Origin of the sequence: Aeromicrobium sp., assembly GCF_036675695.1 — a bacterium.
Classification (GTDB): Bacteria; Actinomycetota; Actinomycetes; order Propionibacteriales; family Nocardioidaceae; genus Aeromicrobium.
In genome coordinates, this window is the sequence record NZ_JAKFEL010000199.1 from 1 (window position 1) to 18,566 (window position 18,566).

General features: G+C 65.4%; 19 protein-coding genes. 11 read left to right on the plus strand and 8 right to left on the minus strand.

Translation table 11 applies throughout. The features are described 5' to 3' along the window. Nucleotides 1–1,333 (plus strand): flavin-containing monooxygenase (locus V6M39_RS12745; RefSeq protein WP_332644190.1); only part of this gene is annotated, 1,333 nt, incomplete at its 5' end. Between the two features lies 1 nt (nucleotide 1,334). Beyond that, entirely contained in the window at nucleotides 1,335–2,648 is a 1,314-nt protein-coding gene (locus tag V6M39_RS12750; protein WP_332644191.1) for a cytochrome P450, read from the plus strand. On the opposite strand, the gene V6M39_RS12755 is transcribed toward V6M39_RS12750, so the two are convergent. Next, nucleotides 2,623–3,165, minus strand: coding sequence for a phosphatase PAP2 family protein (locus V6M39_RS12755; RefSeq protein WP_332644192.1), 543 nt, complete (start codon nucleotides 3,163–3,165; stop codon nucleotides 2,623–2,625). The genes V6M39_RS12750 and V6M39_RS12755 overlap by 26 nt on opposite strands. A 59-nt stretch (nucleotides 3,166–3,224) precedes the next feature. Between V6M39_RS12755 and V6M39_RS12760 the strand changes: the two genes are divergently transcribed. Further along, nucleotides 3,225–4,184 (plus strand): NADPH:quinone oxidoreductase family protein, encoded by a 960-nt coding sequence (locus V6M39_RS12760; RefSeq protein WP_332644193.1) that lies wholly within the window; start codon nucleotides 3,225–3,227, stop codon nucleotides 4,182–4,184. 9 nt (nucleotides 4,185–4,193) lie between these two features. Here the strand turns inward: V6M39_RS12760 and V6M39_RS12765 are convergent, their stop codons facing one another. Continuing rightward, nucleotides 4,194–4,811, minus strand: coding sequence for a GyrI-like domain-containing protein (locus tag V6M39_RS12765; RefSeq protein ID WP_332644194.1), 618 nt, complete (start codon nucleotides 4,809–4,811; stop codon nucleotides 4,194–4,196). A 138-nt stretch (nucleotides 4,812–4,949) separates the two neighbouring features. Between V6M39_RS12765 and V6M39_RS12770 the strand changes: the two genes are divergently transcribed. From V6M39_RS12770 to V6M39_RS12785, 4 genes are all read left to right on the plus strand, one after another. Further along, entirely contained in the window at nucleotides 4,950–5,294 is a 345-nt protein-coding gene (locus tag V6M39_RS12770) for a hypothetical protein (protein WP_332644195.1), read from the plus strand. Between the two features lie 63 nt (nucleotides 5,295–5,357). After that, complete coding sequence (locus V6M39_RS12775; RefSeq protein WP_332644196.1) at nucleotides 5,358–6,236, plus strand: alpha/beta fold hydrolase; 879 nt, start codon at nucleotides 5,358–5,360, stop codon at nucleotides 6,234–6,236. Beyond that, entirely contained in the window at nucleotides 6,226–6,810 is a 585-nt protein-coding gene (locus V6M39_RS12780) for a TetR/AcrR family transcriptional regulator (RefSeq protein WP_332644197.1), read from the plus strand. The genes V6M39_RS12775 and V6M39_RS12780 overlap by 11 nt, the downstream gene beginning before the upstream one ends. A gap of 9 nt (nucleotides 6,811–6,819) precedes the next feature. Beyond that, nucleotides 6,820–7,449 (plus strand): DUF2461 domain-containing protein, encoded by a 630-nt coding sequence (locus V6M39_RS12785; RefSeq protein ID WP_332644198.1) that lies wholly within the window; start codon nucleotides 6,820–6,822, stop codon nucleotides 7,447–7,449. Nucleotide 7,450: 1 nt separating this feature from the next. On the opposite strand, the gene V6M39_RS12790 is transcribed toward V6M39_RS12785, so the two are convergent. Together V6M39_RS12790 and V6M39_RS12795 are read right to left on the minus strand one after the other, a co-directional pair. Then, nucleotides 7,451–8,437 (minus strand): aldo/keto reductase, encoded by a 987-nt coding sequence (locus V6M39_RS12790; protein WP_332644199.1) that lies wholly within the window; start codon nucleotides 8,435–8,437, stop codon nucleotides 7,451–7,453. Further along, nucleotides 8,434–8,838: a MerR family transcriptional regulator gene (locus V6M39_RS12795; protein ID WP_332644200.1), complete on the minus strand. Its 405-nt coding sequence runs from the start codon at nucleotides 8,836–8,838 to the stop codon at nucleotides 8,434–8,436. Before V6M39_RS12795 ends, V6M39_RS12790 begins: the two co-directional genes overlap by 4 nt. 120 nt (nucleotides 8,839–8,958) lie before the next feature. Here V6M39_RS12795 and V6M39_RS12800 point away from each other — a divergent pair, with 120 nt between their 5' ends. Continuing rightward, complete coding sequence (locus V6M39_RS12800) at nucleotides 8,959–10,176, plus strand: hypothetical protein (RefSeq protein ID WP_332644201.1); 1,218 nt, start codon at nucleotides 8,959–8,961, stop codon at nucleotides 10,174–10,176. Here the strand turns inward: V6M39_RS12800 and V6M39_RS12805 are convergent. Beyond that, nucleotides 10,173–11,201, minus strand: coding sequence for an NADP-dependent oxidoreductase (locus V6M39_RS12805; protein ID WP_332644202.1), 1,029 nt, complete (start codon nucleotides 11,199–11,201; stop codon nucleotides 10,173–10,175). The two genes, V6M39_RS12800 and V6M39_RS12805, sit on opposite strands and share 4 nt — an antisense overlap. Nucleotides 11,202–11,237: 36 nt before the next feature. Between V6M39_RS12805 and V6M39_RS12810 the strand changes: the two genes are divergently transcribed. Beyond that, nucleotides 11,238–12,080, plus strand: a complete 843-nt coding sequence (locus tag V6M39_RS12810; RefSeq protein WP_332644203.1) for an SCO6745 family protein — start codon at nucleotides 11,238–11,240, stop codon at nucleotides 12,078–12,080. Nucleotides 12,081–12,084: 4 nt separating this feature from the next. Continuing rightward, nucleotides 12,085–13,047, plus strand: coding sequence for a non-homologous end-joining DNA ligase (gene ligD / locus V6M39_RS12815; protein WP_332644204.1), 963 nt, complete (start codon nucleotides 12,085–12,087; stop codon nucleotides 13,045–13,047). Between the two features lie 3 nt (nucleotides 13,048–13,050). On the opposite strand, the gene V6M39_RS12820 is transcribed toward ligD, so the two are convergent. After that, nucleotides 13,051–13,479, minus strand: coding sequence for an organic hydroperoxide resistance protein (locus tag V6M39_RS12820; protein ID WP_332644205.1), 429 nt, complete (start codon nucleotides 13,477–13,479; stop codon nucleotides 13,051–13,053). Between the two features lie 93 nt (nucleotides 13,480–13,572). On the opposite strand from V6M39_RS12820, the gene V6M39_RS12825 reads away from it, so the two are divergent. Then, a complete protein-coding gene (locus tag V6M39_RS12825; RefSeq protein WP_332644206.1) occupies nucleotides 13,573–14,139 on the plus strand; it encodes a TetR/AcrR family transcriptional regulator in 567 nt (188 codons plus the stop codon). On the opposite strand, the gene cobF is transcribed toward V6M39_RS12825, so the two are convergent. Together cobF and cobN are read right to left on the minus strand one after the other, a co-directional pair. After that, nucleotides 14,136–14,870 carry a precorrin-6A synthase (deacetylating) gene (cobF, locus tag V6M39_RS12830; protein WP_332644207.1) on the minus strand — a complete coding sequence of 245 codons (735 nt, stop codon included), beginning with the start codon at nucleotides 14,868–14,870 and terminating at the stop codon, nucleotides 14,136–14,138. The genes V6M39_RS12825 and cobF overlap by 4 nt on opposite strands. Next, the gene (gene cobN / locus V6M39_RS12835) at nucleotides 14,870–18,505 is read right to left on the minus strand and encodes a cobaltochelatase subunit CobN (RefSeq protein ID WP_332644208.1); all 3,636 of its coding nucleotides are present in this window, start codon (nucleotides 18,503–18,505) and stop codon (nucleotides 14,870–14,872) included. Before cobN ends, cobF begins: the two co-directional genes overlap by 1 nt. Nucleotides 18,506–18,566: the final 61 nt, after the last annotated feature.

Sequence of the window (18,566 nt, forward strand, 5' to 3'; positions counted from 1 at the left end):
CGACAACACCTACCCCGGCTGCGAGTGCGACATCCCCAGCCACATGTACTCGTTCTCGTACGAGCTCAACAACGAGTGGAGCAAGAGCTTCTCGGGCCAGGAAGAGATCTGGGCCTACATGCGCAAGGTTGCCGACGAGAAGGGCATCCGCCCCTACATCACCTTCGGCGTCGAGGTCACTGGCGCAACCTGGGACGAGGACCGCAAGGTCTGGACCGTCAAGACCAACGGTGAGGACTACGAGGCTCGCGTCGTGATCGCCGGCGTCGGCGGCCTCCACATCCCGAACGTCCCGGAGATCAAGGGCGCCGATTCCTTCGAAGGCCCCAAGTTCCACTCAGCAGGCTGGGACCACACGGTCGACCTCAAGGACAAGAAGGTCGTCGTCATCGGAACGGGCGCCAGCGCGATTCAGTTCATCCCGATCATCGCCCAGGAAGTCGGCCACCTCACGGTCTTCCAGCGCACCCCCGCGTGGGTGCTGCCCAAGAAGGACAAGCCGACCCCCGAGTGGCGCAAGAAGGTCTTCGCCAAGGTCCCCGGCGCGACGCGGGCCTACCGCAACGCCCTCTACTGGGCTCTCGAGGCACGTGCCATTGGCTTCAACGGGCACGTCAAGATCCTCCCGGTCGCCGAGAAGATCGTGAAGCGCTACCTCGCCAAGAAGATCCCCGATCCGGAGCTGCGCGCCAAGCTGACGCCTGACTACCGCCTCGGCTGCAAGCGCGTGCTGCAGTCCAACACCTACTACCCGACGTTCCTGCGTGACAACGTCACGCTCAGCACCGACGGTGTCGCCGAGATCGTCAAGGACGGCGTGATCGATGCCAACGGGCTGAAGCATGAGGCCGACATCATCATCTACGGCACCGGCTTCCACGTGATCGATGCGTTCGACTACCTCGACGTCAAGGGCAAGGACGGCGTCAACCTCGCCGACCAGTTCCGTGAGCACGGCACCGAGACGTACATGGGCATGACGATCCATGGCTTCCCGAACCTCTATTTCATGCTCGGCCCCAACACGGCTCTCGGCCACAACTCGGTGGTCTTCATGATCGAGCAGCAGACGAAGTACATCGTCAAAATGCTCGACGAGATGGACAAGCGCGGAGCGGTCGCCGCTGAGGCGACGCTGCCAGCGCAGACCGAGTTCAACAAGGAGATCCAGAAGCTCGTCGAGAAGGGCATCTGGACCCAGGGCGGCTGCACCAGCTGGTACCTCGACAGCCATGGCAAGAACCGTACGATCTGGCCGAAGTTCACGTTCCAGTACTGGTGGGAGACCCGCAAGGTCGAAGCCAAGGACTTCGAGTGGGAGAAGGCTGCCTGACATGAGCGAGAAGCCCACCTACGACTTCCCGGATGGCCCGAAATGGCCGGCATGGTTGTCGACGTGGCGCTTCCTGCGCAACCGCTACAAGTACGTCCCGCCGCTTCACGAGAAGTACGGCGACACGTTCCTGATGCGGATCCTGCCTGGCCCTCGCAAGCTCGTGGTGTTCAGCGATCCGGCTGACATCAAGGAGATCTTCGCTTCCGACCCATCGCAGTTCCATGCCGGCGAGGGCAACATGATCCTCAAGCCGGTCATGGGCCCCCACTCGGTGCTGGTGACCGACGACGCCGAGCACCAGCGTGCTCGCAAGCTGCTGATGCCGGCGTTCACTGGTCCGTCGATGCGCGCATACCAGCCTCTCGTCGAGGCGATCGCCAAGATCGAGGTCGACTCCTGGCGCGACGGTGACAAGCTGCTCACCCTCGACCGCATGAACGCGGTGACGCTCGACGTCATCTTGCAAGTGGTCTTCGGCGTGACCGACGAGGAGCGTCTTGCGGTGCTCCGTCCCAAGGTCAACAGGATGGTCAACATCGAGGCCAAGATGCTGCTGGCCTGGTCATATCCGAGGCTCTTCGCGCTTCCTCCGTGGCGCGGCTACTTCAAGAACCAGAAGGCAGTCGACGACATCCTGTACGCCGAGATCGCGGAGCGTCGTCAGGCTCATGACCTCGAGGGACGCGACGACGTACTCTCACGTCTGCTGCGGGTCGGCGACGAGACCGATGAGGCCCCGCTCTCGGATGCCGAGATGCGTGACCAGCTCGTGACCTTGCTGCTCGCCGGACACGAGACCACGGCATCAGCGCTGTCCTGGACGCTGCACGAGCTCGGCCGCCACCCCGAGATCCTGGCCAAGGCCCTCGAAGCCGCCGACAACGGTGACGATGCGTATCTCGAGGCCTGCCTCAAGGAAGGCATGCGCATCCATCCGATCATCGACTTCGTCGCCCGCACACTGCAGAGCGACCAGGTCGTCTGCGGCCGACTCCTCCGCAAGGGGACGACCGTCACTCCGTCGATCATGCTGTCGCACAGTCGCGAGGCGAACTTCGCCGACTCACACCGCTTCGATCCCGAGCGGTTCTTGGTCGGCAAGATCGCACCCAACACCTGGATCCCGTTCGGCGGAGGCGTACGCCGATGCATCGGTGCCGCGTTCTCGTTGATGGAGGGCACGGTCGTTCTGCGCGAGGTGCTGCAGCGCTACTCGGTGGAGGCTCCCGCGGTCGCACCCAACAAGCTGCGCAACATCACGAACGTCCCGGGCGACAAGGCACCGGTCAAGCTGACCGCTCGCGTTTCCTGAACACCAGTCCGCACAGCAGCCCGATCGGAATGCCGAGAGCCCATCCGGCGAACACATCAGTCGCCCAATGGGCGCCGAGGTAGACCATCGCGACGCCAATCAACAGCTGGACGAATGCCAGCCCGGTCGCACAGAGAACGAACGTGCGACGAGACCTCCACTCGATCACGAGAAGAAGAGTGATCGAAACTGCCATGGTGAAGCAGGCGTGGCTGGACGGCATGGCGTAGCCCTCCACCTCAACCAGTGCGTCGGGGAAGGTCGGACGAGGGCGCTCGAACGCCTCCTTCAGCTGTGCCGCGACGAACCCGCCGAGATAGCTCACCAGCGCGACTGCCAAACCGATTCGCCACGCCCGTAGCAGGATGACCACTGCCAGCCCGGCAAGGCTCACCGCCACCCAGAACCAGGAGGAGTCGCTCAGATTCATCAACGCCTTCGAGAGCGAGGTCAGGACATCGACTCGGTGACCATCAATCCAGCGCAGAAGTCGCTCGTCGAAGGAGTCGCTACGCATGCAGCAACCGTATGCGAGAGCCCTAAGCGTGCGCTTAGTGCTGCGGTAGTGTCGCGGCCATGAAAGCTGTGCAGATCACGACACTCGACGGCCCATCCGCACTTGAGGTCAACGACCTTCCCAGCCCAGAGGCTGGCAACGACCAGGTCCTGATCCGCGTGCGTGCAGCAGGAGTCGCCTTCCCCGAGGTGCTCCAGAGCCGCGGTCTCTACCAGATGAAGCCCGATCTTCCGTTCACCCCGGGAGCCGAGATCGCCGGTGAGATCATCAGCGCGCCAGAAGGATCCGGATTCTCCCCCGGCGACCGAGTCGCCTCTCTCTGCGTCCTTGGCGGCTTCGCCGAAGAGGCTGTCGCACCGCTCGAGACGACGTTCAAGCTCCCGGACGGCCTGTCGTACGAGCAAGGCGCATCGATCATCTTCAATTACGGCACGGCGTACTTCGCCCTGGTCGAGCGCGGTCAGCTGCAGGAGGGCGAGTCTGTGCTGGTTCAGGGCGCTGCCGGTGGCGTCGGTACGGCGGCAATCCAGATTGCCAAGGCGTTTGGCGCCGCCCGGGTCATCGCCGTGACGTCGACTCCTGAGAAGGGTGCCGTCGCACTCGAGGCCGGTGCGGACGAGTTCGTGCTGGCCGACGGATTCAAGGACGCGGTGAAGGCCCAGGGCGGAGTCGACATCGTCGTCGACCCGGTCGGCGGCGACCGGTTCACCGACTCCCTGCGCTGCCTGAAGGACGATGGCCGGTTGCTGGTCATTGGGTTCACCGCCGGTGAGATCCCGACCGTCAAGGTCAATCGCCTATTGCTCAACAACGTTGCAGTGGTTGGCGTCGGCTGGGGTGCGTACGTTTTCAGCCGCCCCGGTCACATCGCGAAGGAGTGGGCCGCCATGCTGCCGCATCTCGAGAGCGGTGCCCTTCAGCCTGTCGTCGGGCCGACGTTCTCGCTGGAGGATGCAACGCAGGCGCTGCTCACCCTCGACGAGCGACGGGCGACCGGCAAGGTGCTCATCGTTCCCTGAGCCGATCGGTCACCGCTCGACGGGTTGGCGAATTATCGTCTTCAGCTTCTCAGGAGCCGCTCGGCGCGGATCGCCGAGATAGATCTCATGGTGCTTGCCGCGCAACGTGAGGTGCTCTCGTTCGATGAACTCGTGCAGATGCTGGATCGTCGGTCCCTCGTCGGCGTAGGGGCCGACGTACAGGACCTGCGCGGCTTCGCCCTCGGCGAAGTGCTCAAGGCGTACGCGTGCGACCGCCTCGGACGGATGCTTGGCAGCGACGGCGTCCTTCGCCCGGGAGACCATCTCGGGCGTGACCATCTCGGGCTGCCGAATCATCATCGTCCAGTCCCACTGTGACTTGTCCTCTGCGGAGAACGTCCTCATGTCGGGCATCCACCACAGGCCTTCCAAAGGCATGACTGCGAAGTCGATGCCCTCCTCTGAACGCTTGATCGTGAACTTGAGCGTGTAGGCAACCTGATAGACCGCCTGGACTGCCTCCGCGTAGAGGGGTGACGTGTTCGGATCACCGTGACCGTCGATCATCAGGAAGGGGAACTCGGGTACGTCGACCAGCACAGGGTCGTGGCCAGGCGCATACAGCGTGCCGAGCTCGCGCTTGAGGTCCACCTTCGTCGCAGTCATCGTGGCCTCCTGGCTTCCTGGTGCCCATCCTTCACGATCTTCTACGCGTCGCGCCAGTGGTCGAAAGTCCCGTATCCGATGCCAGTTCGGGGACCTTGGGCTCTGTCTCGTCACCTTGCGTTGAGCGACGCTGAGGCCATGGATACCAACGAACGCATCACCGCCCTGGAGGGCAAGATCAAGACCCTCCAGACCAAGCAGGCTGCCCTCAACAAGCAGCTCGCCGACGCACAGGTCGAGCAGTGGAAGGCCAGGATCGACGATCTTGAGGTCCAGATCCACCTCGGCGCAATGGAGGCGAACAGCAAGCTTGCCCCGTTGATGGATCAGCTTCGCAACACGTGGATCGACGCGAGGTCACAGTTTGAGGACACGGCTGACACCGCGACGAGCGTGGCCGAAACACTTCGCACGGGTGTCGAGAACGCCTACGGCGAGTTGCGCAAGGCAGTGCTCGAAACTCGTTCCACGATCTCTGCCTGATCACCGCGAATCACGGTGGGTGGGGGTCTGGACATACATACATTCCGTATGTATGTTGCTCCCATGACTCCCATAACCCGCCCTGAAGCTCTCGGCGTCGTGCACGAGGTCGATCTCGGCTCTGGCACGGTCCGCTACTTCGAGAACGGCGCCGTCGAAGGCCGCGTCGTGGTCTTCGTCCACGGCCTGCTGGTCAACGCCGATCTGTGGCGCAACGTCGTGCCCGCTGCCGTCGAGGCTGGACTGCACACGTACACCGTCGATTGGCCGCTCGGCTCACACTCGATCCCCATGCCGGACGCCGACCTGACACCGCCTGGCGTAGCCGACCTGATCGCGGCTTTCCTCGAGAAGCTGGACCTCACGGACGTCACCATCGTCGCCAACGACACCGGTGGCGCGATCACCCAGATCCTCATGACACGCCACCCTGAACGCATCGGCGGTGTCGTGCTCGCGACGTGCGATGCGTTCGAGCGGTTCTTCCCGCCGGCGTTCGCCCTCCTGCCCAAGCTCGCCAAGGCACCGGGTTCCATGGCGGCACTGACCCAGGTGATCCGACCCAAGTTCATGCAGCGCCTGCCGATCACGTTCGGTTGGGTGTCGAAACGCCCCATCGCGCCGGAGACTGTCAGGTCGTACCTCGGCCCGAGCCGTCACAACCGGGCCATTCGCAAGGATCTGGCACGGTTCCTCAAGACCGTGAGCAAGCGGCACACGTTCGAGGCTGCCGAGAAGCTCCCGGCGTTCGACAAGCCGGTCCTGCTGGCGTGGGCGACCGAGGACAAGCTGTTCCCGCTGTCACTGGCCCACCGCCTGGCCGAAAAGCTGCCCAACGCCACGATCGTCGAGATCGCCGACTCATACACGTTCATCTCCGAGGATCAGCCGGCGGAGCTTGCAGCTCACATCGTCGAGTTCGTGGCTCGCGTTGGCGCCTAGTCAGGAAGATCGCCGCCTGGCGACGCAGACCGCGCTGCTCGACGCGGCGCGGCCGCTGTTCGCTGAGCGCGGGTTCGCGGCGGTGTCCGCCGACGAGATCGTACGAGCTGCAGGAGTCACCCGGGGAGCGCTGCACCATCACTACGGCGACAAGCGCGGCTTGTTTCGTGCTGTGTTCGAGCAGGTCGAGGTGGGCATCACCCAGGAGCTCGCGGACATGGTCGCTGCTGGCGGTGACGAGGACCTGCTCCCCCGCGCACTGTCCGCATTCCTCGACATCTGCGACCGCGCCGAGGTACGCCAGATCGCCCTGACCGACGCCCCGGCGGTTCTCGGCTGGCAGACCTGGCGAGAGCTCGAGGCGCAGTACGGCCTCGGGCTCCTGATTGCGTTGCTCGCGGAGTCTCCAGCCGTCGACGACTCACGTCCGGCGCCGCTGCTCGCACAGCTCGTACTGAGCGCCGTCGTCGAGGGCGCCCTTCTCATCGCTCACTCCGACGACCCGGCGGCCACGCGCGCCCAGGTCGAGTCCTCGCTCACCGCCCTGTTCGGCGACCTGATTCCCCCCACGTAATCTCGAACCATGTTCACCGGGTTCTCTGCGGCTGCGCTCGACTTCTATGACGACCTCGAGATGGACAACACCAAGACGTTCTGGGAAGCGCACCGCCAGACGTACGACACCGAGGTCGCGGCCCCCATGAAGGCGCTGATGGCGGAGCTCAGCGACGAGTTCGGTGAAGGCAAGGTGTTCAGGCCATACCGCGACGTCCGGTTCGCCAAGGACAAGACGCCGTACAAGACAGCCCAGGGTGCGTTCGTTGCCGCAGGACCGTCGACCGGTTGGTACGTGCAGGTCGGCGCGCCAGGGGTCCGGGTGGGCGCGGGCTTCTACGAAGCGTCGACAGCACGCCTGGCGAGCGTGCGCGAGGCAATTGTCCATGACCGCCATGGACCCGAGCTCGAAGCCATTTTGCTGACTGCACAGTCAGCGGGTTGGGAGCTGGGCGGCGACAAGCTCAAGACATCACCTCGTGGATACGACGCCGACCATCCGCGCATTGAGCTGCTGCGACACAAGTCGATGACACTGGGCAAGAACTACGGCTTCGAGCCATTCATCCACACACCCGAGCTGCTCGATCGCGTACGAGCCGACTGGCGCGAGGCCCAGCCGTTGCTCGACTGGGTCCTCGCACACGCGAAGGGCTAGCTCAGAGGTTGACCTGCTGCATGCCAGCCTCGGGGTAGCGCTCACCGGCGGCGACGCCGACCGGTGCAGCCTCTTCGAGCGCAGCCACGTCACCCGCGGTCAGCTCGACATCGACGGCGGCGACGTTCTCCTCAAGATACGTACGACGCTTGGTGCCGGGGATCGTCACGACGCCTTCCTGATGCAGGACCCAAGCCAACGCGAGCTGACCAGGCGTCACACCCTTGACCCCGGCCAATGCCCGCACCTTGTCGACAACCGTGAGATTGGCCGTCAGATTGTCGCTCGCGAAGCGCGGGCTGTGGCGCCGGAAATCGTCCTCATCCAGCTCGTCAGCCGATGCGATCGCACCTGTGAGTACCCCACGGCCGAGAGGTGAGTAGGCGACGAACTCGATCCCAAGCTCGCGGGTCGTGTCGAGCACACCGTTGACCTCAGGGCTGCGCTCGAACAGCGAGTACTCCGTCTGCACCGCGGTGATCGGGTGTACGGCGTGGGCCTTGCGGATCGTCTCGGGCGCGGCTTCAGACAGGCCGAGATAGCGCACCTTGCCCTCCTTGACGAACTCCGCCATCGCGCCAACGGTCTCCTCGATCGGGGTGTTGGGATCGACGCGGTGCAGGTAGTAGAGATCGATCGTCTCCATGTCCAGGTTGCGCAGCGAGCGCTCGAGCGCCTTGCGCGCGTAGGCAGCACCTCCGTTCGGCGGACCGATCGAACCGTCGTCGCCAACCTCGCGAGAGAACTTCGTGGCCAGCGCGTACTCGTCGCGGCGGCTGCCAATCGCCCGGCCGATGAGCTGCTCGTTGAGGAACGGTCCATAGATCTCGGCGGTGTCGATCATCGAGACACCGAGGTCGAGCGCGCGATTGAGGGTTGCGGTCGACTCCTCGTCGTCCCGGGCGCCGTAGAACGCCGACATGCCCATCGCGCCGAGTCCCTCGACGCTGGCCTGGAGGCCTTGGTTTCCCCATGCTGTGGTCTTCACTTGTTCATCACCTTTGCGTTGTAGAAGTCGATCTTGCGGTCAATGGCCTCGAGATGTGTCTGCACCTCGCGGAGCTGTTCACGTACGTGTTCGCGGTGCGTCTCGAGAATCGCCAACCGGTCGGACTCGCTGCCCTCGATCCGGTAGAGATCGACGAAGCGGCGGATGTCGCGGATCGGCATCCCGGTCTTGCGCAACATCACCAGCGTGCCGAGCCAGCGAACGTCGCTCTCGGCATACCGGCGCTGCCCCGACGACGAGCGCCCGGGCGGCTGGAGGGTGAGCCCCTCCTTCTCGTAGTAACGGAGGGTGTCGACGGTGAGCCCGCTCGCAACAGCTGCGGCGCTGATCGTCAGTCCCTCAGCGGGGCCACTCGGCAATTGATTGGCGGTCACGGTCATGACTTCAGCATTCACCCTGGAGTGCACTCCAGGTCAACTCGCGGAGGGCAGATCCTTCCCAAATGTGACGTAGGCCACTACGTTCAGTCCGGGCGGGAGGCCCTATCCCAGGAGGATTGCATGTCGGTGGTCACCCGAGCCCGTACCTTTGCGGGCGCGCTCACGCTCTCACTCATCGGACTGACGCTGGTCCAGATACCCGCCCATGCGGACGGCCCAGGCGTTGGCACGCCGTGGGTTGCGTCCGTCGGCGACTCGTACATTTCCGGCGAGGCAGGACGTTGGGCCGGCTCCTCCAACAGCAACTCGGCTTCCGCCGACGCCCTGGGCAGTACTGCGTACTTCGACAACGCCGCCAACAACGCCGAGACGATCGAGCGGTGCCACCGCAGCAAGAGTGCCGAGATCAAGATCGGTGGCGGCGTCAGCAGCGTCAACCTGGCGTGCTCGGGTGCCAAGACCGCGACCGACGCGGGCGGCTCCTACTTCAAGCCCGGCCTCGACTTCTATGACAACGGCGCCGGCAAGATCGGCCAGGCCAAGGCACTCCAGCAGTTCGCGGCAACCCACAACGTCAAGATGGTCGCGGTCTCGATCGGCGGCAACGACTTCAACTTCGCCAGCGTCGTCCAGTCCTGCGTCGTCGACTTCCTCGGCTCGCCGACCTGGTGGAAGGACTACTGCTACGACGACAGCAGCGTCAAAGCAAACTTCACCAGCTCGAATGTTTCGACCATGAAGACCCGCATCTCCAATGCGTTCATCAACATCCGCACCGCGATGCGCAATGCCGGGTACGCCGACAACTCTTGGACGCTGCTCGTCCAGAACTACCCGTCCCCGCTCCCCAACGGCTCGGGCATCCGCTACAGCGAGAGCGGCTACTCCCGCCAGAACACCGGCGGGTGCGGCTTCTGGAACGCAGATGCCAACTGGGCCAACGCCACCGCGCTGCCGACCATCAACAACGCGGTTGCCGGTGCCATCACCCAGTCCGGCCTGACCAACACCAAGACGCTGAACCTGTCGTCGGCGTTCAACGGTCGCCGTCTGTGCGAGAACACGGTGGGTCTGTACGAAGAGGTCGGCCTCAGCTCTTGGACCCAGTCGACGGCAGTCGACCGGACCGAGTGGGTCAACCAGATCCGTACCGTCACGACGGCCGGCAGCAGCCCGTACTACATCCAGGAGTCACTGCACCCGAACTACTGGGGTCAACTGGCGACCCGGTCCTGTGTACGTCAGGCCTACAACGCCGGTGTCCCCAAGGGCGGCACCTGCACCCGCAGCGCCAATGGGCTCAGTTCACTGGGTGAGCCCCGGATGACGCTGAACTAGCGGCTGGAGTCGTCGCCGACCTGGACGAGCAGCTTGCCGAAGTTCTTTCCGGTAAGCAGCCCAATGAATGCCTCGGGCGCATTCTCCAGGCCGGCGACGATGTCCTCCCGATGCCGCAGCTCGCCTGATGCGATCCAGCCAGCGACATCGTTCTGGAAGTCCTTGTAGTGCGCCTTGACGAACTCGTCCTGGATGAAGCCACGCATCGTGATGCTCTTGGTCAGGATCGAGGTCATCAGGTACGGCGTGCGGTCAGGGCCCGGCGGCAGCTCGGTGTCGTTGTAGCTGGCGACGAGTCCGCAGACCGGCACGCGGGCGTAGGTGTTGAGGCGCGGGAGCACGGCGTCCCAGACATGACCGCCGACGTTCTCGAAGTACACGTCGATGCCGTCAGGAACAGCAGCCTTGAGATCGGCCTTGAAGGTCGGCGAGCGGTGGTCCAGAGCGACATCGAAGCCGAGCTCGGTGAGCCACGCGACCTTCTCGGCACCGCCGGCGATACCGACAGCGCGTGCCCCCTTGATCTTCGCGATCTGGCCGACGGCTGAGCCGACCGGGCCGGCCGCTGCCGCGACAACGACGGTCTCGCCGGGCTGCGGCTTGCCGATCTGCAGCAACCCCGCGTATGCCGTGAAGCCCGGCATGCCGAGCACACCAACGGCCGTCGAGATGGAGGCGCTGGCGGGGTCCAGCTTGCGTACGTACTTCGCCGGCAGCACGGCGTACGCCTGCCAACCGTGGTACGAGAGCACGAAGTCGCCCGGGCTCAACGACGGATCGTTCGACTCGACCACCTCGGCGACTGTGCCGCCTTGCATGACCTCGCCGAGTGGCTGCGGCGCGGCGTACGACTTGGCGTCGTTCATGCGGCCCCGCATGTAGGGATCAAGCGACAGGTAGATCGTCCGGAGCAGCACCTCGCCGTCACCCGGGGACGGAACTGGCGCCGTCTCGAGGCTGAAGTTGTCGTGGGTTGGTTCTCCGTTGGGGCGGGAGGCGAGCAGGATGCGCGTGTTGTCGGTCACGGCTCGGACCCTACCCGCTGGGGCATACTCACCTGCATGTCGAATACCAAGTTCTGGCGCTCGGTCGAGGTGCTGCACGACGTCGTCTACTTCTCGCCTGACTCGAAGGCTCGTTACGAGGTCCTCGGCCTCAAGGGCTACTGGATGGGCTACTTCGCCTCCCGCTCCGCCGCACTCGGCACGCCTTCGCCGGAGCTCGTGATCGCGACGTTCCATGGCTTTGCTCCGACCATGGTGCGCCGGGCACTTCCTGACGCCTGGACCTTGGCATCACGCGACGACATCCTCACTGCCCGGCTCAACCTCGCTCGTGATGCTCTGACCCCCGGGATCGAAGCCGCGGACGCCGACGCCGGCAAGGTCGCCAAGGAGCTCGCGGCCATCGTCGACGGACTCAACTTCGCCGGCAAGCCGCTCGCTGCCGCACACGCCTCACTGCCACGGCCCACTGACGACATCGGCTTGCTGTGGTGGGCTGCCTCGGTGATCCGCGAATACCGGGGCGACTGCCACATCGCTGTGCTCATTTCTGCGGGTCTGGACGGCCCGGCTGCGAACACTCTCGCGGTAGCCGCCGGTCTCATCGGGGGCGATCAGCGCAAGATGCGCGGCTGGACCGAGGACGAGTGGGCCGCGGGCTACGCGCAGCTCGCGTCACGCGGCTGGGTCGACAGCGACGGCACGATCACCGATTCGGGAGCATCCGCGCGAAAGCAGATCGAGGACGCCACCGACCGCGTGTGCGCCGCCGGCATGGACAAGGAAGCGACCGGTCGAGCGATCACCGTCGAGGACGGCGTACGCGCCCTCGCCCGAGGCGTGCTCAAGTCCGGCGCCATCGCGTTCCCCAACCCGACCGGCGCCAAGCCTCCGGCGTAGCCACATGGCGAGCTCATCCCCGGCGATCGAGATCGAGGTCGACGACAAGGTCGTGCGGGTCACCAACCCTGACCGCGTCTACTTCCCCGAGCACGGGTGGACCAAGCTCGACCTGATCGACTACTACCTCGCGGTGGGCGATGGCATCGTCAACGCTCTGTACGAGCGTCCGTGCATGCTGCACCGGTTCCCCAAGGGACTGGCCGGCGACAAGGTGCACCAGAAGAAGGTGCCGCCCGGCGCACCGCCCTGGCTCGAGACGGTGCCGATCCACTTCCCGCGCTTCGACCGAATCGTCCACGAAGTCTGTGTGACCGAGCTGGCCACCGTGATCTGGGCCGTACAGATGTCGACTGTCGAGTTCCACCCCTGGAACAGTCGTCGCGCCGACGTCGAGAAGCCCGACGAGTGGCGCATCGATCTCGACCCGGGACCCGAGTGCGACTTCGAAACCGTACGCCGGGTGGCTCATGTTGCCCATGAAGTGCTCGACGAGCTCGGCGCGACAGGTTTCCCGAAGACGTCCGGAGGTTCGGGCCTGCACATCTACGTACGCATCCCGCCAGATCACGGTTTCGCCGACGTACGCCGTGCTGCCCTCGCGTTTGCGCGCGAGGTGGAGCGACGGGCACCCGATGACGTGACGACGACGTGGTGGCGCAAGGACCGAGACCCGACCGACTTGTTCGTCGACTACAACCAGAACGCCCGCGACCACACGATCGCCGCCGCCTATTCAGTACGTGGGTTTCCCGATGGTCGGGTCTCGACGCCGATCCGCTGGGACGAGATCGATGACGTCGACCCACACGACTTCACCATCGCCACCGTGCCGAAGCGGTATGCCGAGCTCGGCGATCTCCACGAGGGCATCGATCAGACGTCATTCAACATCGCACCGTTGCTCGAGTGGGCCGACCGGGACGAGCACGAAGGTGCCGCGCCGCCGGTCGACCCGGAGGACTGAGCCTCAGGCGACTTCGACGTCGAGGATGACGTCGATGTTGCCGCGGGTCGCGTTGGAGTAGGGGCACCATTCGTGTGCGACTGATACGGCCTTCTCGGCGTCTTCCTGCGACACACCTGACATCTCGACGCGCAACGTGACGGCGAGGCCGAATCCACCCAGGCCGTTCGGGCCGATGCCGACCTCGGCGGTGACTGCGGAGTCGGAGACGTCGACGCCATGCTGGGACTTGCTCGACTTCAGCGCTGAGTGGAAGCACGCGGCATAGCCAGCAGCGAACAGCTGCTCGGGGTTGGTCGCACCACCTGCGCCACCGAGCTCGGCCGGGAAGCGGACGTCGGTGTCGATCAGGCCATCGGTCGAACGTACGTGTCCGTTGCGGCCGTCGCCGGTCGAGGTGGCAACTGCGGTGTAGAGGATCTGCTCGGGCATGTGGGGCTCCTTGGATTGATGTAGACTAACTAGTACGTCTACTACGATCAAACCACGATCGTGGGACCATGGCAAACCCAAAGGAGTGTGACGATGACGACCACCGCAGCGCCCGTACGCGAACGCATCCTGGATGCCGCGACGCGTCGCTACTACGCCGACGGCATCCGCGCTGTCAGCGCCGATCGGCTCATCGCCGAGGCGGGCGTCTCCAAGGTCACGTTCTACCGGCACTTCCCCACCAAGGACGATCTGATCACCGCCTACCTCATGCAGCAGGTAGCAACTGTCGAAGACGCACTCACGCAAAAACGTGCGGAGCTCGACGGTGATTCCGCTGGCGTGTTGCGCTGGTACGCCGAGGAGCTCGGAGCGTTTGCCTGCACTCCTGGTTTTCGAGGCTGCCCGTTCATCAACGCCGCGGCCGAGCTGTCACAGCCCGAGCACCCCGGGCACCGCGTCGTCATGGAGCACCGCACGTGGCTGGTGAGCCAGTTCGGCGAACTGCTGACCGAGCTCGGGGTCGACGACGTCGACTCCAAGGCGGACCAGCTGATGATGCTGCGCGACGGCGCGATGGTCGCGGGCTACGTCGGGCGTACTCCCAAGGCCGTGGCCGGTACGCTCACGGCCGCTGGCCGCGCGGTCATCGGCTGCTAGCGACGTAACAAGTAGGCGTCCATGACCCAGCCGGCGGCGTTCTTCACAGCGACTCGGGACTCATCGATCTCGCCGACAACATCGCCGACGCGACCAGCAACCAGCGCCTCGTGCTCGGTGCCGAGATTGGCGCCCCACCAGATCTGCCAGTCTTCGAGCCCGTCCAGCTCCAGACGCGCGCTGAGCATCACCAGGATGTTGTCGGCTCCGGCGTCGACGGCCTCGCGAAGCTTCCGGGCCGTCGTGACCGTGATGGGTTGACCGATCTCGTGCAGCACGATGCGGTGACGTGCGGCGAGCAGCTGGAGGCTCGAGATGCCGGGTATGACGTCCCACTCGGCCTCGATGTTCCCGCGCGCGAGGATGCGCTCGACGATGCGGATCGTCGAGTCGTAGAACGCCGGGTCGCCCCACACGAGGAAGCCGACGTCACCGGGCTGATCGAGAATCACTCGCTCATACGCCTCGGCTCGCGCTTCGTGCCAGTCGGTGACCGCACCCTGATAGTCCGCCGGGTCAGCGCGATCGCGCTCGGGATCGCGTACGGCGATGACCTTTGCGTCGGGACCAACGTGCCGCGCCAACAGCGCCTGACGAGCGGCGAGCAGCGGATCGTCGGCGGCCTTCTCGGCGACGACGAAGTACGCCACCGAGTGCATCGCAGCGACCGCCTCGAGCGTCACCTGATCCGGATCCCCCGGGCCGATGCCGATGACGCGGATGCGCCGCATCAGGCCTTGTCTTCCAAATCGCCCTCGATGTCGAGGTAGACCTGCTGCATCGCGGCGAGCACATCAGGATCTGGATCGGCCCACAGGTCGCGTTCGGCCGCTTCATTGAGCCGCTCGATGATGCCGCGCAGCGCCCAGGGGTTCGACTTCTTCATGAACTCTTGGTTGACCTCGTCCAGCACGTACTCGTTGGCGAGGGTTTCGTACATCCAGTCGTGGACCACACCGGTCGTGGCATCGAAGCCGTAGAGGTAGTCGACTGTCGCGGCGAGCTCGAACGCGCCCTTGTAGCCGTGGCGCTGCATCGCACCGATCCACCGCGGGTTGACGACACGAGCTCGGAACACGCGCGTCGTCTCTTCCTGCAGGGTCCGCGTGCGTACGGCATCGGGGGTCGTCGAGTCTCCGACGTACGCCTTGGGGTCGGAGCCGGTCAGCGCTCGGACGGTCGCGATCATGCCGCCGTGGTACTGGAAGTAGTCATCGGAGTCGGCGATGTCGTGCTCGCGGGTATCGATGTTCTTGGCAGCGACCTGGATGCGCCGATAGTTGGCGCGCATGTCGTCGGCCGCCGGTGCACCGTCGAGATCGCGGCCGTACGCGAAGCCGCCCCACGCGGTGTAGACCTCGGCGAGGTCCTTGTCGTCACGCCAGTTGCCAGCCTCGATGACCTGCAGGATGCCCGCACCGTACGAGCCGGGCTTCGACCCGAAGATTCGCGTGGTCGCCCGACGCCAGTCGCGGTGGTCGTTCATCTCGTCCTGAGCGTGCGCGCGTACGTAGTTCTGGTCGTCAGGCTCATTGAGACCGGCGACCTGGCTGATGGCGTCGTCGAGGATGCCGATGACGTGGGGGAATGCGTCGCGGAAGAAGCCGGAGATACGCACCGTCACATCGATGCGCGGACGGCCCAGCTCTTCTAGCGGGACGACGCGCAGGCCGTTGACCCGGCGCGACGCGGGATCCCACTCAGGCTCGACGCCAATTAGCGCGAGCACCTCGGCGATGTCATCGCCGGACGTACGCATTGCTGAAGTGCCCCATACGGAGATTCCGACCGAGCGCGGGTACTCACCCGTATCAGCGAGGTGGCGCTCGATCAGCGAGTCGGCCATCGCGCGGCCGGTCTCCCACGCGAGGCGAGAGGGAACAGCCTTGGGGTCGACGGTGTAGAAGTTGCGTCCAGTGGGCAGCACGTTGACGAGTCCACGCAGCGGCGAGCCGGACGGGCCGGCCGGGATGAAGCCGCCTTCGAGAGCGTGCAGCACGTGGTCAAGCTCGTCGGTGGTCTTGGCGAGACGCGGCACGACCTCGGTGGCGGCGAACTCGAGGACTCGCCCGACTTCGGGCGAGTCAGTGAGGGTCCGAGCCATCGCCACGTCCCAGTCGGCGGCTTCCATGGCCTGGATGAGCTCCCTGGCCTGAGCCTCGATCTTGTCGATTGCGGCCGTAGCTTCTCCGTCCTTGAGACCGAGCGCGGCGCGGAGGCCGGGAACCGCTCCGGTCTCGCCACCCCAGATCTGGCTGGCACGCAGGATCGAAAGCACGAGGTTGACTCGCGCCTCGCCCTGCGGCGCCTGGCCGAGCACGTGCAGGCCGTCGCGGATCTGCGCGTCCTTGATCTCGCACAGCCACCCGTCGACGTTGAAGATGAAGTCGTCGAAGTCGTCCTCGTCCGGGATGTCGTCGAGGCCGAGGTCGCGGTGCATCTCCGCGGCGCGCATGTGGGTCCAGATCTGCGATCGGATCGCCGGCAGCTTGGCCGGGTCCATTGCGGCGATGTTGGCGTACTCGTCGAGCAGCTGCTCGAGCTTGGCGATGTCGCCGTACGACTCGGCACGAGCCATCGGCGGGATCAGGTGATCGACGATCGTGGCATGCGCACGGCGCTTGGCTTGCGCACCCTCGCCCGGGTCGTTGACGAGGAACGGGTAGATCAGCGGCAGGTTGCCGATCGCGGCGTCGGTGCCGCAGGCCGCCGACAGTGCGGCGTTCTTGCCGGGCAGCCACTCCATCGAGCCGTGCTTGCCGAGGTGGACGACAGCGTGAGCACCGAACGACTGCTCCACCCAGCGGTACGCAGCCAAGTAGTGGTGCGACGGCGCCATGTCGGGATCGTGATAGATCGCGACGGGGTTCTCGCCATAGCCGCGGGGCGGCTGGATCATCAGCACGATGTTGCCGGCCCGGATCGTGGCGAGCACGATTTCTTGCTGGCCATCCCCAGACGGATCTGTGACGAACAGCTTGCCGGGAGCGGGACCCCACGCCTCGAGCATCGCGTCACGCAGGTCGGGGTGGAAGCCCTCGAACCAGCCCGCGTACTGCGCGGCGGGGATACGTACGTGGCTCTCGGTCAGCTGCACCTGGGTGAGCCACTCCTCGTCCTGGCCACCGGCCGCGATGAGTGCGTGGATCAGCGCGTCACCCGCCTCGGTCAGGTCGTCGAGCTCAAGACCGGGGATCGCGCCTGGTGCGCCGAGGTCGTAGCCCGCGTCGCGCATCTCGCGCAGCAGGCGGATCGTCGAGACCGGAGTGTCGAGGCCGACCGCGTTGCCGACACGGCTGTGCTTGGTCGGGTACGCCGACAGCATCAGCACGATCTTGCGCTCGGCTGGCGGCGTATGGCGCAGGCGGGCGTGGGCGACGGCGATGCCAGCGACCCGGGCGCAGCGCTCGGGGTCGGCGACGTAGCGCGGCAGACCGTCCTCATCGATCTCCTTGAACGAGAACGGGGCGGTGATGATGCGACCGTCGAACTCGGGGATCGCGATCTGGCTGGCCGAGTCGAGCGGCGTGACGCCGTCGTCCGAAGCCGCCCAGTCCTCACGACTCGAGGTCAGGCAGAGGCCTTGCAGGATCGGAATGTCGAGAGCCTTCATGCGCTCGACGTCCCACGCCTCGTCATCGCCACCGGCGCTGACGGTGCCGGGCTTGGTGCCACCGGCCGCGAGCACCGTGACAACCAGCGCATCAAGTGTCGCCAGCTCGGTGAACAACGCGTCCGGAGCTGCACGCAACGACGAGCTGAAGATCGGTACGCCGTACGCCTCACCGGTCGCGTCGATCGCATCGGCGAGCTGGTGCGCGAAGCCGCTGTTGCCGGAGGCCTCGTGAGCTCGGTAATAGAGGACGCCGATGCGCGGGCGCGGTCTCGATACACCGCCTCGTCCCTCGGCGGCACTCGACCACCGAGAGTTCGGACGCTCTGCGACGCCCCACTCCGCCAGGACTGCGGGCGGCTCGAAGCCGATGCCGGTCAGCAGGACGGTGTCGGACAGGAAGGCATGCAGCTGGCCGAGGTTGGCTGGGCCACCCTCCGCGAGGTAGCGGTGCGCCTCGGCGGCGGTGCCGACCGGAACGGTCGAGTGACTCATCAGCTCGGCGTCGGGAGTCTGCTCTCCACCGAGTACGACGACCGGAGCGCCCGAGGCGAGCACTGCGTCGAGACCGTCGCGCCACGAGCTCGCCGTGCCGAGGATGCGTACGACGATGAGGTCGGCACCTTCGATGACCGGGGGCAGCTCGGTGGCGACGTCTAGCCGCGAGGGGTTGGCCAGCACGTAGTCAGCGCCGCTTGAGCGGGCCGACAGCAGGTCGGTGTCGGACGTGGACAGCAGCGCGATGCGCGTCATGTTCCTCCTCGGGGTTCTCGCCCCGTGTGGTGGGTTGCTCCACGCTCAGTGTCTGGCTGGC

Bases quoted from the DNA above. Each gene is read 5' to 3' on its own strand.
- V6M39_RS12750 (WP_332644191.1), top strand. From the start codon at position 1,335: ATGAGCGAGAAGCCCACCTACGACTTCCCGGATGGCCCGAAATGGCCG.
- V6M39_RS12755 (WP_332644192.1), bottom strand. From the start codon at position 3,165: ATGCGTAGCGACTCCTTCGACGAGCGACTTCTGCGCTGGATTGATGGT.
- V6M39_RS12760 (WP_332644193.1), top strand. From the start codon at position 3,225: ATGAAAGCTGTGCAGATCACGACACTCGACGGCCCATCCGCACTTGAG.
- V6M39_RS12765 (WP_332644194.1), bottom strand. From the start codon at position 4,811: ATGACTGCGACGAAGGTGGACCTCAAGCGCGAGCTCGGCACGCTGTAT.
- V6M39_RS12770 (WP_332644195.1), top strand. From the start codon at position 4,950: ATGGATACCAACGAACGCATCACCGCCCTGGAGGGCAAGATCAAGACC.
- V6M39_RS12775 (WP_332644196.1), top strand. From the start codon at position 5,358: ATGACTCCCATAACCCGCCCTGAAGCTCTCGGCGTCGTGCACGAGGTC.
- V6M39_RS12785 (WP_332644198.1), top strand. From the start codon at position 6,820: ATGTTCACCGGGTTCTCTGCGGCTGCGCTCGACTTCTATGACGACCTC.
- V6M39_RS12795 (WP_332644200.1), bottom strand. From the start codon at position 8,838: ATGACCGTGACCGCCAATCAATTGCCGAGTGGCCCCGCTGAGGGACTG.
- V6M39_RS12800 (WP_332644201.1), top strand. From the start codon at position 8,959: ATGTCGGTGGTCACCCGAGCCCGTACCTTTGCGGGCGCGCTCACGCTC.
- V6M39_RS12810 (WP_332644203.1), top strand. From the start codon at position 11,238: ATGTCGAATACCAAGTTCTGGCGCTCGGTCGAGGTGCTGCACGACGTC.
- ligD (WP_332644204.1), top strand. From the start codon at position 12,085: ATGGCGAGCTCATCCCCGGCGATCGAGATCGAGGTCGACGACAAGGTC.
- V6M39_RS12820 (WP_332644205.1), bottom strand. From the start codon at position 13,479: ATGCCCGAGCAGATCCTCTACACCGCAGTTGCCACCTCGACCGGCGAC.
- V6M39_RS12825 (WP_332644206.1), top strand. From the start codon at position 13,573: ATGACGACCACCGCAGCGCCCGTACGCGAACGCATCCTGGATGCCGCG.
- cobF (WP_332644207.1), bottom strand. From the start codon at position 14,870: ATGCGGCGCATCCGCGTCATCGGCATCGGCCCGGGGGATCCGGATCAG.
- cobN (WP_332644208.1), bottom strand. From the start codon at position 18,505: ATGACGCGCATCGCGCTGCTGTCCACGTCCGACACCGACCTGCTGTCG.